The 16,540-nt window shown below is 40.4% G+C and carries 13 protein-coding genes; 9 read left to right on the forward strand and 4 right to left on the reverse strand.

From position 1 onward, the window contains the following. The first annotated feature begins 26 nt into the window (after window positions 1-26). The 4 genes from cysD (at window position 27) to DBK98_RS11965 (ending at window position 4,531) form a co-directional block, all read left to right on the forward strand. Complete coding sequence (gene cysD, locus DBK98_RS11950; RefSeq protein ID WP_005776455.1) at window positions 27-938, forward strand: sulfate adenylyltransferase subunit CysD; 912 nt, start codon at window positions 27-29, stop codon at window positions 936-938. Between the two features lie 11 nt (window positions 939-949). Beyond that, window positions 950-2,380 carry a sulfate adenylyltransferase subunit CysN gene (gene cysN, locus DBK98_RS11955; RefSeq protein WP_005776456.1) on the forward strand — a complete coding sequence of 477 codons (1,431 nt, stop codon included), beginning with the start codon at window positions 950-952 and terminating at the stop codon, window positions 2,378-2,380. A 66-nt stretch (window positions 2,381-2,446) separates the two neighbouring features. Next, window positions 2,447-3,553 carry a sulfotransferase gene (locus DBK98_RS11960; protein ID WP_005776457.1) on the forward strand — a complete coding sequence of 369 codons (1,107 nt, stop codon included), beginning with the start codon at window positions 2,447-2,449 and terminating at the stop codon, window positions 3,551-3,553. 15 nt (window positions 3,554-3,568) lie between these two features. Then, entirely contained in the window at window positions 3,569-4,531 is a 963-nt protein-coding gene (locus DBK98_RS11965) for a PCMD domain-containing protein (protein WP_005776458.1), read from the forward strand. 201 nt (window positions 4,532-4,732) lie between these two features. Here the strand turns inward: DBK98_RS11965 and DBK98_RS11970 are convergent, their stop codons facing one another. From DBK98_RS11970 to DBK98_RS11985, 4 genes are read right to left on the reverse strand one after another with little or no spacing between them, the layout of a single operon-like run. Beyond that, window positions 4,733-5,854, reverse strand: a complete 1,122-nt coding sequence (locus tag DBK98_RS11970; RefSeq protein ID WP_005776459.1) for an OmpA family protein — start codon at window positions 5,852-5,854, stop codon at window positions 4,733-4,735. A 13-nt stretch (window positions 5,855-5,867) separates the two neighbouring features. Beyond that, window positions 5,868-6,671: a YjbH domain-containing protein gene (locus DBK98_RS11975; RefSeq protein ID WP_005809042.1), complete on the reverse strand. Its 804-nt coding sequence runs from the start codon at window positions 6,669-6,671 to the stop codon at window positions 5,868-5,870. A 50-nt stretch (window positions 6,672-6,721) separates the two neighbouring features. After that, window positions 6,722-8,944, reverse strand: a complete 2,223-nt coding sequence (locus tag DBK98_RS11980) for a carboxypeptidase-like regulatory domain-containing protein (RefSeq protein WP_005809040.1) — start codon at window positions 8,942-8,944, stop codon at window positions 6,722-6,724. A gap of 10 nt (window positions 8,945-8,954) precedes the next feature. After that, window positions 8,955-9,899, reverse strand: a complete 945-nt coding sequence (locus DBK98_RS11985; RefSeq protein WP_032536318.1) for a hypothetical protein — start codon at window positions 9,897-9,899, stop codon at window positions 8,955-8,957. A 370-nt stretch (window positions 9,900-10,269) separates the two neighbouring features. Here DBK98_RS11985 and DBK98_RS11990 point away from each other — a divergent pair, with 370 nt between their 5' ends. From DBK98_RS11990 to DBK98_RS12010, 5 genes are all read left to right on the forward strand, one after another. After that, window positions 10,270-11,412: a site-specific integrase gene (locus tag DBK98_RS11990; RefSeq protein WP_005809037.1), complete on the forward strand. Its 1,143-nt coding sequence runs from the start codon at window positions 10,270-10,272 to the stop codon at window positions 11,410-11,412. A 722-nt stretch (window positions 11,413-12,134) separates the two neighbouring features. Next, window positions 12,135-13,382: a hypothetical protein gene (locus DBK98_RS11995; protein WP_005776466.1), complete on the forward strand. Its 1,248-nt coding sequence runs from the start codon at window positions 12,135-12,137 to the stop codon at window positions 13,380-13,382. A gap of 10 nt (window positions 13,383-13,392) precedes the next feature. Then, window positions 13,393-14,469: a DUF3869 domain-containing protein gene (locus tag DBK98_RS12000; RefSeq protein ID WP_005776467.1), complete on the forward strand. Its 1,077-nt coding sequence runs from the start codon at window positions 13,393-13,395 to the stop codon at window positions 14,467-14,469. Window positions 14,470-14,538: 69 nt separating this feature from the next. Then, window positions 14,539-15,288 carry a YjbH domain-containing protein gene (locus tag DBK98_RS12005; RefSeq protein ID WP_032530687.1) on the forward strand — a complete coding sequence of 250 codons (750 nt, stop codon included), beginning with the start codon at window positions 14,539-14,541 and terminating at the stop codon, window positions 15,286-15,288. 60 nt (window positions 15,289-15,348) lie between these two features. Further along, window positions 15,349-16,467 (forward strand): OmpA family protein, encoded by a 1,119-nt coding sequence (locus DBK98_RS12010; protein WP_005776469.1) that lies wholly within the window; start codon window positions 15,349-15,351, stop codon window positions 16,465-16,467. The last annotated feature ends 73 nt before the right edge of the window (window positions 16,468-16,540 follow it).

Below are 16,540 nucleotides of genomic sequence, written 5' to 3' on the forward strand. Positions count from 1 at the left end.
ATATAGATGAAGAAATAATCATAACAATGAAAGAGGAATATAAATTAAGCCACTTAAAGGAACTCGAAGCCGAGTCCATTCACATAATCCGCGAAGTGGCGGCGGAGTTTGAGAATCCGGTTATGCTGTATAGCATCGGAAAGGATTCTTCAGTCATGGTACGCCTCGCCGAGAAAGCTTTCTATCCGGGCAAGGTGCCGTTTCCTTTAATGCACATCGATTCTAAATGGAAATTTAAGGAAATGATTCAGTTCCGTGATGAATATGCTAAAAAGTATGGTTGGAATCTGATTGTGGAAAGCAATATGGAAGCTTTTCATGCGGGAGTAGGACCGTTTACACATGGAAGTAAGGTACATACCGACCTGATGAAAACACAAGCTTTATTGCGTGCACTCGATAAATATAAATTTGATGCCGCATTTGGCGGTGCCCGCCGTGATGAAGAAAAATCACGTGCCAAAGAGCGCATATTCTCTTTTCGTGATAAGTTTCATCAATGGGATCCTAAAAACCAGCGTCCGGAACTGTGGGATATTTACAATGCCCGCGTACATAAAGGTGAAAGCATACGTGTGTTTCCGTTGAGCAACTGGACCGAGCTGGATATCTGGCAATACATTCGCTTGGAGAATATTCCGATTGTACCATTGTATTATGCCAAGGAGCGTCCTGTGGTGCAGATGGACGGAAATCTGATTATGGCTGATGATGAGCGTCTGCCGGAGAAATACCGTGATCAGATTGAGATGAAAATGGTACGTTTCCGTACGTTGGGGTGCTGGCCGTTGACAGGTGCTGTCGAGAGCGAAGCCGACACCATTGAGAAGATTGTGGAAGAGATGATGACTACTACCAAGAGCGAACGTACAACCCGCGTTATTGATTTCGACCAGGAAGGTAGCATGGAACAGAAGAAACGCGAAGGATATTTTTAAATATTACAACTATGGCAGATAAATTAGATATAAAAGCATTTCTGGATAAAGACGAACAGAAAGATTTGCTGCGTCTGTTGACGGCAGGTTCGGTAGACGATGGAAAGTCTACATTGATCGGGCGACTGCTGTTCGATAGCAAGAAATTGTATGAAGACCAGCTCGATGCGCTGGAACGCGATAGTAAACGGTTGGGTAATGCAGGAGAACACATTGATTATGCTCTGTTGCTGGATGGGCTGAAGGCCGAACGCGAACAAGGCATTACGATTGATGTGGCCTATCGTTACTTCTCTACCAATAACCGCAAATTTATCATTGCTGACACTCCGGGGCACGAACAGTATACCCGTAATATGATAACCGGTGGTTCTACGGCCAATCTGGCTATTATTCTGGTAGATGCCCGCATGGGAGTGATCACTCAGACAAGACGTCATACCTTCCTGGTTTCTTTGTTGGGAATCAAGCATGTGGTGTTGGCAGTCAATAAGATGGACTTGGTCGATTTTTCGGAAGAGCGTTTCAACGAAATAGTAACAGAGTATAAAAAGTTTGTAGCTCCTCTGGGGATTCCTGATGTAACCTGCATTCCTCTTTCGGCACTCGATGGAGACAATGTGGTGGATAGGTCGGAAAGAACTCCGTGGTACGAAGGACTCTCCTTACTCGATTTTCTGGAAACGGTGCATATCGACAGTGATAATAATTTTGATGATTTCCGCTTTCCCGTACAATATGTACTTCGTCCGAATCTTGACTTCCGCGGGTTTTGCGGTAAGGTGGCATCCGGTGTTATACGTAAAGGGGATAAAGTGATGGCTTTGCCTTCCGGTAAGGTATCTCATGTTAAGAGTATTGTTACTTTTGATGGTGAACAGGAGTATGCTTTTCCTCCACAGTCGGTTACACTGACACTTGAAGATGAAATAGATGTATCGAGAGGAGAAATGTTGGTTCATCCGGACAACCTGCCTATTGTAGACCGTAATTTTGAAGCGATGTTGGTGTGGATGGATGAAGAACCGATGGATGTCAACAAATCGTTCTTTATCAAACAGACAACGAACGTTAGCCGTACCCGTATTGATAGCATTAAGTATAAAGTGGATGTCAATACGATGGAACATTCATCTGTCCCTTTCCTTTCTTTGAACGAAATAGCACGTGTGGTGTTTACTACAGCCAAAGAGTTGTTCTTTGATCCGTATCAGAAGAATAAATCGTGTGGCTCGTTCATTCTGATTGATCCGATTACCAATAATACCAGTGCTGTGGGGATGATTATCGATCGGGTTGAAAGAAAAGACATGAATGCTTCTGATGATCTTCCGGTTCTGAACCTGCCAAAACTGGGCATAACGACTGAGCATTATGAAGCGATTGAAAAGGCTGTGAAATCGTTGAGTGAACAAGGTTTCGAAGTCAGAATAGAAAAGTAAATAATGATTCGATGTGCCGACGGGCTGGTTACGGCCTGTTGACACATTAACAACTAACACATTATTATGGGATTACTTGAATTTAATAAACTTCCTATAAATACTCTGGTGGGTGCAGACTGGCAAACATTTAAAGCTATTACGGGAGGAAGGGAGGTCGATGCGCCCTATAAAGGTAAATATCGTCTGACAAAGGCTGTTTGCCGTTTACTGTCTACTTTGGCCCCTCTTCAGGATAAGCGTTATGAGAAGATACTGGCAGATAAACCATTAGAGCATGATCCGGTTTTTATTCTTGGTCACTGGCGTAGTGGAACTACTTTTGTGCACAATGTTTTTTCATGCGATACACATTTCGGCTATAACACGACTTATCAAACCGTATTTCCACATTTAATGATGTGGGGCCAGCCGTTCTTCAAGAAAAATATGAGTTGGCTTATGCCGGATAAGCGTCCGACGGATAATATGGAACTGGCCGTCGATTTACCGCAGGAAGAAGAGTTCGCACTTGCCAATATGATGCCTTATACCTACTATAATTTCTGGTTCCTACCCAAATACCAGCAAGAATATGCTGATAAATATTTGCTTTTTGATGATATCAGCGAAGCTGAATTGAAGGTTTTTGAGGAGACATTTACCAAGTTGATCAAGATTTCTTTATGGAATACGCAAGGTACCCAGTTTCTCAGTAAGAATCCCCCTCATACAGGACGGGTGAAGGAGCTGGTGAAAATGTTCCCCAATGCGAAGTTTGTTTATCTGATGCGCAATCCGTATACAGTATTTGAATCTACACGGAGTTTCTTTACCAATACGATTCAGCCATTGAAATTGCAGGATATTACTCCCGCCGAGTTGGAGGACAATATTCTTTCCATTTATGCTAAATTGTACCATAAATATGAAGCTGATAAGCAGTTCATTCCCAAGGGAAACCTGATGGAAGTGAAATTTGAGGATTTTGAGGCAGACGCTATGGGAATGACTGAGAATATTTATCATGCTTTGGATATTCCCGGATTCTCCGAAGCACGTGGTGCAATAGAAAAGTATGTGGGAGGTAAAAAAGGATATAAGAAAAACAAATATAAGTATGATGACCGTACTGTTCAGCTGGTGCAGGATCATTGGGATTTTGCACTGAAGCAATGGGATTATAGTTTATAAAAGAAAGGAGGAAAGATGATTCAGAAGACATATCGCTTATGGGTGGCAGGTCTGGTAACTTTGTGTTCTGCTCCTGCTGTGGCGCAGCAGAAGGTGGAGATGTTCTCTTTTGGGAATATGGATCAGTGGGTGACACGTGAGATAAAAGAATCGGGTATTATTGGTGGAAATACCAAAAAAGTATATGCCATTGGACCTACGGAAACCATTGTAGGTGCGAAACCTTATACGAATAAAGGAGGGTCTCCATGGGCTACTTCTAACGTTATGGCACGCGTGTCAGGGATTACGAAGACCAATACTTCGGTGTTTCCTGAAGCAAGAGGAGATGGCTTTTGTGCACGTCTGGATACCCGTATGGAGAGTGTGAAAGTGCTCGGAATTGTAGATATCACAGTTCTGGCGGCAGGATCTATGTTTCTGGGGACAGTACATGAACCGATTAAAAGCACTAAGAATCCTAATAAAATGTTACAGATGGGAGTGCCGTTTACCGAACGTCCGTCAGCTATCCAGTTTGACTATAAAGTGAAAATGTCCGATCGTGAAAACCGCATACGGGCAACGGGATTCAGTAAGATAACAGACGTGCCGGGCAAGGATTTCCCTGCTGTTATTTTGTTGTTGCAGAAACGTTGGGAGGATGCCAAAGGGAATGTATATGCCAAACGTATCGGGACAATGGTGAACTATTATTATCATTCGACTGATTGGAAAAATGGTGCCACTTACAATATTATGTATGGCGATATAACTAATGATCCGGCATATAAGGCTCATATGATGCGTCTTCAGGCTTCTGAGTATTTTACGGTGAACAGTAAGGGGGAGAGTGTCCCAATCCATGAAGTAGCATGGGGAGAAGCTGACGATGTACCGACACATATGGTACTCCAGTTTACGTCCAGTCATGGTGGTGCATATATCGGATCGCCTGGAAACTCGCTCTATATTGACAATGTGAAGTTAGTATATTAGGACTCTGTCAGACGAAAAGGATAAGCGAAGATGTGTTCATGAATAATGGACACATCTTTTTTTATTAGTTTACATTGGAAGAAAATATTCCGGAGAGGGGCATGACTTGACAAGGCAAGAAAAAAAGGTACGTCTCAGCGACGTACCTTTTCAAAGTATAGAGCAATTTGTTTCCCGCTCTATTAGGAAATCGAAACCCTATTATTCTAAAATTACAACACGGTTCAGGAAGTTCTTGCCAAACATGTTGGCAGTTCCACCGAAACCGATGAGTTCCAGTTGATCTTTGCTTACGCCTTCTTTGATAAGAGCGTCATATACAGCTTGGGCACGTGCTTCAGATAGTTTCTGGTTCCACTTTGCACTACCGGTAGCTTCATCTGCATAGCCTGCCACTTTGTATTTCTTATCCGGATTAGCCTTCAGGATCTTAGCTGCCAACTGGATGTTAACCATGCCGTAGTCATCGATTTTAGATTTGCCAATCTGGAAGAAAACAGCACGAGGACCGGCTACTTCAACTTCTTTTACAACTTCTTTTGTTACAGGTTTCACGTTAGCCAGTGCGTTCTTAGCATCAGCCAAGTCAGACTGAGCTTTTGACAATTCACTTCTGTAACGATTCAACTCTTCGTTAATAGCACTTTGGTCTACCTGGGCACCACAAGATACGAATCTCTTACCTCCGAATGTGTAAGTAACACCTGCTGTCAGAGAAACAGCGCCATCCGTATGAGCTGAGCTATAGCGTCCGAATACGGAAGGGGAAACTTCTCCTCTTGCCTCTACATTAATGTCCAGGTATTTGTTGATGTTGAATTGTCCCATCAGACCAACAGAACCATTAATCAGTGCATCCAGTTTATCCTGGTTGCCATAAGCCTTGGCAAACGTAAGTCCCGGACCGGCAAACACTGATACGGTGAACAAACGGTCGGGGTTGTAGCCTCCGATGGCATTTGACAAATTGAACAATCCGTCGGCACGCAAAGTGAAGTACTTTTTATTCTTCATTTTGTTATATTCTCCTTCCGGCATGCCGTATTCGGAGTATAATGTGCTCCAGCATCCGGCTACCTGACCGCGGATACCCCAGATAGGGTTGAACAGTTTACCGACTGATGCATGGATCAGCGGAGTTATGGCATGTCCGAAGCCATAATCAAAGTTGTCAGGGTTTACACATCCCTGTGCTCCCACACCCACACTGATAAAGATATTATCTTTAGCTTTCTCGCTATAATAATGCTCTTTGGTCTGGGCTGAGGCGGAGATGGCTGCGCCTGTCAACAGTAAAGACAATATTGCTATTCTACTTTTCATGTTATTTCATTTTTTATTTTAACTCTTTGTTTCGTTTTTGCTTTTTTATTCCATTTTTCCCTGACAAGCGGAACTGGAGTGTCAATCCTCCCGTAACGTACTTCATCTTTTGTAATTCCACTTGTGCGTGTAGATGGTTGAAAAGCAAATAGGTGGCACCTAACGCAAAATCTTTCGAATCATATTCGGCAATCAATCTCAATTGCGGATGGAAAGACGGATTGTAGCTGATACCTGCCGCGATCCCATTCAGTTTGTATTCTATCCGTTTGTTATAAAGGTAGGAGAGGTGTACTCCTATTGTCTCTGATCCCAATCGGATATGTTTGGTGGCTGCGACATAGAAACGGCTGAAATATCCGTTACCTTCGGTCGGGGCGACAACTCCGTCACCGGACGAGGTAAAAGGATCGGAGGTTCCTATTACCACAGCGGGCATGTATTTCCAGAACTGTCCCTCTTTCAATGCCCGTAATCTGAGAGAAAAATACCGGTCCTGATTGGTGAACCCTGAGTAACCATAAGGCTTTAATCCAAGAGCTTCTGCCTTGAACAAAGTACAAGTATATGCCACTTCCATCCAAGGTAGAATGGTTACATTCAGGTAGTAATTGTACGTATGATAATACCACGTCGGAGGAGTTATCTCCTTATTCATAAAGTTAGCACCCAGCATCACTGTTTTATCCTTTTGCATCTCTGCCGAAGGGGCATGCAGTAATCCCGTAGTACCGTAGGTCAATTGAGCCGAAAGCATAAAGGGTATAGCTATAAATAGCGATACGATGAGGATTCGTTTTAAATTTATTGTATACATTCTCTACGCTTTCGGTTCAATGATTTCAATTACTACATTTATTTTCTCAATTATTCAGAGATGATGATACCACCACCGGCATTCAGATCATCACCGTGTCCGTGACCATGTCCGTGACCGATTGCTTCTATAGTTTCCACTACTACTGAAGAAACCTTGCTGATTGTAACTGTAGCTGTTTTCTTTTCAATAGCTTTGGTCGCTTTGTTGTAAACGGCAAACGGTAATGTATAAGTCGTTTTGATAACGTTTCTTGTTACCTTGAAACCGGTCAACTGTGTGTAAGCGGGCACTTCCAGTTCGTATGTGAATTTTGTATCTGTAGTAAAGGCTGCTCCCGGAGTAACATTAGCGTTGTCATCTTTAATAGCTTCTTCCAAAGCAGCAGCAACCATCTTGATGGTGGTTGAGGTCAAAGAAGAATGAGCTTTCTTAACGATTTCTTCTACAGAAGCACCGTTTTCGCACTTGATGCCACCCTTCCAGTTGATTTCCATTTTTACTTTAGCTGTTTCACCTTCAGTGTAGCATGCCTTATCAAAATTCATAGTGTCTAATGCAGCTTCTGCATCAGCTTGGCTGTCAGCTTCTTCAAAACCGAATTTAAACTTAGAGAAGTGGTGAACATTGCCTACAAATACACCATTTTGATAAGTTGCGTAGTTTTCTTCAGCTTCCCAAGTGCTGGTCTTTTCGTTGAAGTAGAGAGTAGCCAGTGCAACTTCAGGAGTTTCTCCCTGAGCAACAACAACTGCAGGTGTGAACTTCACTTCCATCGGAGTAACGAAGATAGTACCGGTAGGAGTACCGTCATATTCGCGGATAGAAGCACCTTCCTTACCTTCGTCGGTGCGGCTGATGTTCAGAGTACTTGCCACGCCGCTTGTGAAGATAACCACTGTGTTGGCCGGAAGAACAATTTCGTCAGTAACCATCTCTTCTTTGTCGTTATTGGTATCGATCACTTTAGATTTCAGTTCGAAAGTAGTTTCTTTTTCGATCGGAAGAACTGCTACTTTATCGATTTCTGTCAAAGTTCCGTTAGCGATGTATTTCTCCATGGTGTTAACCACTTGCTCTGCTTGTGCCGGAGTGATCTTGATATCCGATCCTGTAGCTTCCAATACCTTGTTGATTGATTCTTCTACTGCAGACTTGCTCGGTACTTTTTCACCTTCTGCTTTTTCCGGAGCAGCTTCTACGGCATTTTCTGTTGGAAGTTCGATATCTACATTACCGCCGATAAATACATTATCGTCATCAGCAGGTTTTTCTGTGTCAGGTTTCAGAATCAGTGTAACGTTGACTACGGTGTTAGATACTTGACCATTACCTTCCGGTGCTATAAATGCGGTATATACATAAATTTTATAGCTATTGTGGCGGATTGTTACAGTTGCTTTAGTCAACCCTTTTATCTTGTCGGCTGGAATTTCGAACTTATAAAAACCGTTGGAAGCAGTTGCGACAGTTTCATATCCTGAAAGGTTTAGTGTAACTTCAGCCTTGGTTACCATACCACCATCTTGATTATAGATGTTTCCTGACAGATAATATTTAGGAGCAATCTCTACTTCGTTTTTCTGCATAGAAACGGTTACCGGAGTTTTTGCAATGAAAATACCTTCGCCTTCCGGACCTGTTACTTCACTGATGGCAACATTGGCAGTAGTCGGTTTGTATCCGTCAGCAGTAATATAGATTGTATGCTGACCCAGACTTACGTTAGACATTGTGAATTTGTTACCGTTCTGGATGGTTGCTGTCAGTACTCCCGGAATGGTTGCAGCTTTAATAGCTACGGCTTCACCACTTTCTGCATCAAATACGGAACCTTCAATCTGATATTCTACATCCATTGTCGGTTTTGTTTCTTTGCCTTTTTCCATTCTGGCATCAATCGTATAGGCAACGATAGAACCATTTTCCTGTTTGGTAACAAATACAGAGCTTGTCACTGTTTTGTAGCCGCTCTTTGCAAAAGTCACTACGTTGGTTTCTCCTACTTTGGCTTCCAAAGCATACTTACCGTCTGCGGCGGTGGTCATTGACTTTGAGTTTGTAACATTGGTTACCGTTACACCATCCATCACAGCATTGCTTTCAGCATCTGCAACAATACCTGCAACTTGATATGTTGTTGCTGTAGGCTCGGTCACTTTAGGTACATCAATCTCATCTTTTTCGTAGCAACTTGCGAACATACCGCACATTGCTAACAGGGTTAACGCTAATTTAGCGCTACTACCGAAAAATTTACTTTTCATTTTCATCTCAATAAAATTAAAAATTTAATAACTCAGATTTTACAAAATATGGATTAAAACTATTATTCTTCATTATGTTGTCATCGGGTGCCGGCCGATAAGTTTTATAGTAATATTGTTCATTTCCTGCATTATAGGACATTCCCATATTGTTGGAGGGCGTGATCCGGGGGATATATCCTTTACGTTTATATCGGTAAGGAGGTAAGGCTATCTGGAAACGGAAACCTCCATTGGCTTTTACATTCTTGGCTTTCATGGCATAAAAGCCGATAGAGGCATAGCGAAAATGCCGGATTGCTTCTACTCTGACCGCCTTTTCTTGCAGTAGATATTGTTCCATTCTTGCATTTAGTTCTACATTATAGCGGGGCCAATAGAAACTTCCTCCCAATGACCATGTTGTACGCATCTTTGTGCCGTAGTGCATAGTAAAACCTTCCCAATATCCGGTTCCGGTATATCCTATACGTCCTTCTACGCTGAAACGTTCATCGTTGAAATGATGAATCAGATTGAAATCAATGCCATATCGGCTATTATTAAAATTACCTACAGACAGTGTTGCCCATAAGTTATAAGGTAAACGGACCGTTTGTGATAGTTCAAGGAAACCCGGATGCACTTTATCGTATCTGCTGGCATATCCGTCATTGTATACCGGAATCACCATTTGAGCGGTGAATTTCATCCCTCTCCATAAAGAGACTTCTATGGCGGGTGATAAATTGAAAAGTACTTGATAGATTTGCGTTATTACCAGATTTTTTAGTGATAATTCCGGATATATTGTGATATCTACTTTATACAAAGAGCTATTCTTTTTTTTATTCCTTTTTACTTTGTTCCAGCTATTTCCAAGATTATAGCTGACTTCCCAGTCTTGTTTGCTAATATCTATGGTTCTGTCTTTTTTAGATGGCTGATAATAAAGAGAAATCTGAGGAACGTTGTTATTCAAAACGATAATTCGACATGGCTTTCTTTCGGGAAATCGATATATGGTTTTGCATAATATGGTTTTGCTTGTTGTTTGATTTTAGATTGTTGATATATAGTGTTTTATGCAAATGTTGCTTTTGCCTGGTTTATTATGATTTTGATTGATCTTTACTTTCATGAAGTATGTATGTTACCGAGCTGCTACTTTAATTAAGACTCATAAAGAATCTTTGTGAAATTGATAAGTAGCTAAAAAACAGATGTTTATTTGAATTCTGCAGGCGGATATCGTCTAATCATTTTTCTTTAGAAATCTTTTTTCTGAGACTTTTGTTACTTATAACGGAATAATGTCTATATTTATAACTAATAACATGCAAACAAATAATATGAAAAAAGAAGTAAGGATTAAAGAACCGGTTAGAATTAGAACCAAGTGTCTGTCGAATGGTTGTGAGTCTATATATTTAGATATATATATAGATGGAAAGAGACAATATGAGTTTTTAAAGTTATATATAATACCTGAGCATACGCGGGAAGACAAAGATTTAAATCAGAGTACTATGAAGCTTGCTAATGCGGTGAAAGCTCAAAGAATTGTAGAATTGCAGAATGGAATATATGGCTTTAACCATCAAAAAGAGAAAAAGGATATAACACTGATAGACTATATAAAGTATTTGGCAGACAGGGATATAGAAAAAACTTCAAGAAAAGTGTCTATGTATACTTTGATATATCATCTCCAGCGTTATGATAAATTAGGTATTAAGCTTAGGCAGATAGATAAAAAGTATATACTCGGCTTTATTGAGTACTTGAAAACTGCAACTCAGAAGCATTGCAAAAGTATAAAGCATATAAATGCCAATACTCAGGTATATTATTATAAAGTTTTTCATTATTGCCTTAATAGTGCCATAATTGATGAAATTATAATCTCAAACCCGATGGATAAGATAAAAAAAGAGGAAAAACCTAAACGTAAAAGAACCGAAAGGGCCTTTTTAACTATTGATGAAGTTAAAACATTATCGCAAACGGATTTTCATAATAAGACTTTGAAGAGGGCTTTTCTATTTAGTTGTTTTTGTGGGTTGAGACATAGTGATATAGTGGCACTTACATGGGGAAATCTGAAAAAAAATAAGATAGGGAAAATAGAACTGCATATGACACAGCAGAAAACTCAGGAAATCCTTTCGCTTCCTTTGAGTAATGAAGCTTTAAAACAACTCCCGGTCCGTGGGAAGGCTCAGGATACAGAGAAAGTATTCAAAGGACTGATCAGTTTAGGAAGGACCAATGAGATATTGCCAAGATGGGCTGCTAAAGCCGGTATTCAAAAACATATCACATTTCATTCGGCACGCCATACTCATGCTACGATGATGATTACTCTTGGGGCTGATCTTTATACCGTGTCCAAACTCCTGGGACACACTAACATTCAAACAACTCAGATATATGCCAAGATAGTAGATGAAAGTAAAGAGAAAGCTATTGATCTGATTCCGGATATAACTTGAGAGGGTGATAAATGGTTCGGGTATGTAGTTGCGAAAATGTGAACCTCAATCTTATGCCTGAATGTTGTGGAGTAACGATAAAAAGCTAATAAGACATAAGATGTTGACAAACAGTGACATTAAATACTAATATCTTGGGTTTACGAAGTTAACTTTAACACAGTGTTAAAGTTAACTTCGTAAACCCAAGATATTAACTTCGTAAATACATAAGGTTAACTTCGTAAATCTAAGAATATAATTGGCTGCTTTTGTAGTTAACATTGTTAATTCAACTGCTTTATATAGTAGGTTTATATTAATATATGAATACATTATTATATATATACTGGTCTTGCCGATGCATTTCTGTTTTAGTTGTTAATAATTGTGATTTGGTTAGATTAGCTACTACTTGATTTTACCTGGATTTAGTAAATTTGTAATATAGCGGTATTTTATTGGAAATTTAGTATTAATATATATTTCTATTTTATTTTATCATTTCTTTATTTATATAACTTGCTCTATTAGTGATTCTAAAATATATGATGGATATTATTTAAGATTATAAATGGTTTTTCTGGTCTATTTTTAAGTAAGCAGGAGTTCGAATGAAAAAAAACTGATACAAATCTGCGAAAAAACATGTAAAACTCTTTGGTATTATTAAAATTGTGTCTATTTTTGCACCATATTTTGTATCTATAATTTTTAGGGTACATAAGTTTTAAAGCAAACAAATGAATCACAAAAGCCCTTACATGAGGAAAAACATAACAATTGACGCTACTTTGCTCAGAATTTTACTCATATCATTCTGTTTACTCCCTTTAAAAGGTGTATGTCAAACAGGAGAGGCTACTGTTGACGCACTGGTGAAAATGGGATTTGAGAATGTAGGGTGGACAGAAGATAATGAGGAACGGGTTTTTGTGATACAGAATTCAGCCTATCGTCTTGAAGGAGTCGGAATAGGTAAAGCTGTTGATTTGATTCAAAAGATGGGTTTACCCGAAAATAAGCCATGTAGGTTAATAGTTTTGGACAATAATATACCTCAGATATCTCTCTATTATCAGCCGATGAAAGGAGATAGTATTGCTGAAGCAAATCGGGCTGACTGGAATGTAAGTTATGATTTGGGAGAAGGATGGAAGCAGGCAAGACGTATTAAGAAGCAAAACAGTTCTTTGTTTAAGGTAGATATAGTGGTATATCCGGAATTATTATTCAGAAACTATATTTTGTCTAAGGTCTATGAAATTGTGGTTAATGTCTCTCCTGCCATAGAAGTTTCTTTGTGGAAGGGAATGAAACTGACCGGACAAGTGATTTTCCCTATCTATAATGATTATGGTCAAAGGTATAAGCAGATCCGTCCCGGATTTGTGACTTTGTCACAGACTGTGCGTTTGCCTCAACGCACATTTCTGACAGCCTCAGTCGGATTTTTTAATAAGTTTCGCTGGGGAGGTGATTTAAAAGCAAAACACTTCTTTAAAGATGAGCGCTTTTCAGTAGATGCGCGCATCGGGTATACCGGAAGAGGGTATTTTGAAGATTGGGCCTTTTATCATGGTACCAAATGGACTCTGACCGGTTCTATCGGAGCTAATTTCTATTGGCCGAAATACAATACACAGTTTAGTTTAAAAGGAGAGCGATATTTGGAGGAAGAATATGGAGTCCGTTTTGATATGGTTCGCCATTTTCGCTATGCCTCTATTGGCTTTTATGGAATGAAAGTGCAACATGCAGGTAATAAAGGACTGAATGGAGGTTTCTTGTTTCAGATAGCTTTGCCTCCATACAAATATAAGAGAAAGGGGTATATCCCAAGAGTAATGCCTAATAATTTCGGATTCCAATATAATGCGGGTAATGAACGTATATATGGTAAAGGGTATAACTCTCAGGCAAGTGATAATGTAATGAATGATAATAGTTTTAATCCATATTTTGTAAAATCAGAATTATTAAATTTTTAATTTTATTGAGATGAAAATGAAAAGTAAATTTTTCGGTAATGGCGCTAAGTTAGCGTTAGCCGTTTTGGCAGTTTGCGGTACACTGTTTACAAGCTGCTACGAGAAAGCAGAAGTTGATGAAGCAACAAAACCAGCCCCTGCAAAGTATTATATTGCCGGTACTATTACTGACGCAACTACAGGTCAGGTTTTGACTACTGCTAAAGTTACATTGGGTGGCGAATCAGTTGGAGCTACATTCAACAAAGAAGTTACTTATAAAGCAGAAGGATATAGCTTGGAAGTTTCTGCAACCGGTTATTATTCTGTAACAAGACAAGTATACCTGAACCAGGTTAGTGACGGCCAGACAAGTGTTGCTACTGTAGACGTTGCTTTGGTTTCTGTTGAAGCAGCAACTATTCCTCCGGTAGTTTCTCCGACTGATCCTAAGACTGATGTTACTGAATCTGAAGCCGGAGCATTGGTAACTAAAGCAGCTGAAGAAGCTAAACCTTCTGCTGAAACAGTTAAGAATATGTGGGATGGCGCAACAGCTACAGCTGAGGAAAAGGCTGGTCTGGAAACTACAAAAGAGTTGACCGGTGACGTTACTACTGGAGCTACTACTGCTGAGGCTCAGGCTGATGGATCGATTTTGGTTACTACTCCGTTTGAATTTGCAAACTCTGTTAAAGATGCCGCTATCTTGGTTCCTTACTTCTACAATGAAGGTTGTGAACTTACAGGTGATGTAAAAGAAGTGGCTGCTCCTGCAACAAGAGCAGAAGGCGCTGTTTCTACTGATATTCAGGCTGCTTTCCTTGCAAATGCTGCTAAAGCTTTGAATAAGAATGCCGGTTTCGTACAGAAGGTTGGTTATGCTAAAATCAGCGTATTGAGCGGTTATGGTATTATTGGCTATAGAGTTAAAGGACAATTGGTTTCTAAGAAGCTGACATTCCTGATCTCTGGCAAATATTATGAAGGTATCGTTTCTTACCAGAACAGCGTAATGATCTATCCTAACTATTACAGCCACGATTCTCACGATTCTCATGACTCTCACGGCTTCAACCCGAACGCCGGTGGTGGATCTAACGACTAATCAGAGGTAAAAGTAATTGTTGAGAATTAAAAAGTACGAGTTGAACCGAAAGTATAGAAACTGCAGGTAATGATGAAAAAGATACTTCTTATGGGCTTGTTCCTTTGCTGTCATTTGGCACTTTCGGCTCAGTTGACGTACGGAACTACCGGTCTGCTCCATGCTCCGTCAGCAGAAATGCAACGGGATAAGACAGTGATGATCGGTGGAAATTTTCTAAATAAGGAGATAACTCCTCCTACATGGGATTACCATACGTATAATTACTTTTTGAACGTGACTATCTTTCCCTGGCTCGAAATAGCCTATACATGTACGCTGTTTCAGTCGCAGACTATAGGGATTGACTGGAAAGTTGGAAAGAAGAAGTTTACGAATCAGGACAGATATTTTTCTGCCCGTTTGCGAGTTTTGAAAGAAGGACAATTGTGGAAGCACATGCCGGCTGTTGTAGTGGGAACTTCTGATCCTTATACTGAGTCAGGCGATGGGCAAGTAGGTTCTGCCGATGGTAATGGCTATTTTTGCCGTTTTTATGTCGCAGCCACCAAGCATATCCCGGTTGGAAAGGAGAAGATAGGTGTGCATCTGTCATATCTGTACAACCGAAGAGTGGATTACCACTTGAATGGATTAGCCGGAGGGCTCACTTATGCTCCATCTTTTGCTCCTGATCTGACAGTAATCGCAGAATATGATGCAAAGGACTTCGCGTTTGGTGCTACCTATTTGCTTTTCAACCATTTGCATGCGCAGGTAGAATTGCAAAGAATGAAATATTTTACCGGCGGGCTTACATATAAGATTTATTTGAAGTAAGCAGAATGGTCGGAGCAAATAAGAAACTAAAAGAGTTGAAATATTTAAAAACAAAAAACAATGAAAAGTAAATTAGTAATATTATCTTTATTGTTGGCCGGTGCTACTGCAGCTACTGCTCAGACTAAAGAGACGTTCTATAGCGAAAGCTTTAAGGACAATATCTTTGTGAGTGTAGGTGTTGGCGCTCAGGGTTGTGTAAACCCGGACAACTTTGATTATGGCTTTGGTAAAGCCATAACTCCGCTGATCAATGTGTCAGTTGGTAAACTGTTCAATCCGGTTTGGGGTATCCGTGGTCAGGTGGCTGGCGCATGGACTACCTTGTATTCTAACTACGGACAACCTGCCGATACTTATATTAAGAGTAAGAATAAACATTACTTCACTCTGCGTGCGGACGGTATGTTTAACTTGTCGAATGCTATTGGCGGTTACAATCCGGACCGTTTGTTCACAGTTTCTGTTTTTGCAGGTCCCGGTTTGACATTTGCCAAAGCTTATGGCGATCAGGATAAAGTAAATGCACTGATCAACGGTTCTGTAGGTTTGGCTGGACAGTTCAATATCAATAAGTATTTAGATATCAACATTGAAGCAAGAGGCGAGGTTTCTCCTTCTCCGTTCGGTAATATTAGCTCTGCCCATACCGACGGCGCTGTTTCTCTGACTGCAGGTGTAACTTATACATTTGGTGGCAAGAGATTCGTATCTTGTGGTTCTCAGGTAGACCAGAATGCTATCAATGAAGAACTGAATCGTTACAGAAGCGAACTGGCTAAGGCTCAGTCTGACTTGGCTGATGCCAAGAACGCGTTGGCTAACGTGAAACCTGTAACAAAAGAAGTTGTGAAGGAAGTTGAAGTAGCCGGACCTCGTGCTATCTTCTTCCAGATTGGCAAATCTAAGATTGACGACTATGGTATGGTTAATATTCAGTTGGCAGCTAAGATCCTAAAGGCTAATCCGGATAAGAAATATAAGGTGGCAGGTTATGCAGATAAAGCTACCGGTAGCGCCAAGTGGAACCAGAAGTTGTCTGAAGCTCGTGCACAGGCTGTTTACGATGCACTTATTAAAGAAGGTGTAAGCAAGGATCAGCTTGAACTGGTAGGCTTCGGTGGAACTGCCAACATGTTTGGCAAGAACTTCTTGAACCGCGTTGTGATTCTGGAATAATATAACTTTATTGAGGCAATAGCCCGATAAATAATGGAAGGGGTATCCGCACAACGGATACCCTTTTTGTTTG

This window comes from Bacteroides sp. PHL 2737 (assembly GCF_004115325.2).
Taxonomy (GTDB): Bacteria; Bacteroidota; Bacteroidia; order Bacteroidales; family Bacteroidaceae; genus Bacteroides; species Bacteroides hominis.

Coding starts and splice junctions, on each gene's coding strand:
- DBK98_RS11965 (WP_005776458.1), top strand. CDS start 3,569: ATGATTCAGAAGACATATCGCTTATGGGTGGCAGGTCTGGTAACTTTG.
- DBK98_RS11975 (WP_005809042.1), bottom strand. CDS start 6,671: ATGTATACAATAAATTTAAAACGAATCCTCATCGTATCGCTATTTATA.
- cysD (WP_005776455.1), top strand. CDS start 27: ATGAAAGAGGAATATAAATTAAGCCACTTAAAGGAACTCGAAGCCGAG.
- DBK98_RS11990 (WP_005809037.1), top strand. CDS start 10,270: ATGAAAAAAGAAGTAAGGATTAAAGAACCGGTTAGAATTAGAACCAAG.
- DBK98_RS11980 (WP_005809040.1), bottom strand. CDS start 8,944: ATGAAAATGAAAAGTAAATTTTTCGGTAGTAGCGCTAAATTAGCGTTA.
- DBK98_RS11960 (WP_005776457.1), top strand. CDS start 2,447: ATGGGATTACTTGAATTTAATAAACTTCCTATAAATACTCTGGTGGGT.
- DBK98_RS12000 (WP_005776467.1), top strand. CDS start 13,393: ATGAAAATGAAAAGTAAATTTTTCGGTAATGGCGCTAAGTTAGCGTTA.
- DBK98_RS11970 (WP_005776459.1), bottom strand. CDS start 5,854: ATGAAAAGTAGAATAGCAATATTGTCTTTACTGTTGACAGGCGCAGCC.
- cysN (WP_005776456.1), top strand. CDS start 950: ATGGCAGATAAATTAGATATAAAAGCATTTCTGGATAAAGACGAACAG.
- DBK98_RS12005 (WP_032530687.1), top strand. CDS start 14,539: ATGATGAAAAAGATACTTCTTATGGGCTTGTTCCTTTGCTGTCATTTG.
- DBK98_RS11995 (WP_005776466.1), top strand. CDS start 12,135: ATGAATCACAAAAGCCCTTACATGAGGAAAAACATAACAATTGACGCT.
- DBK98_RS12010 (WP_005776469.1), top strand. CDS start 15,349: ATGAAAAGTAAATTAGTAATATTATCTTTATTGTTGGCCGGTGCTACT.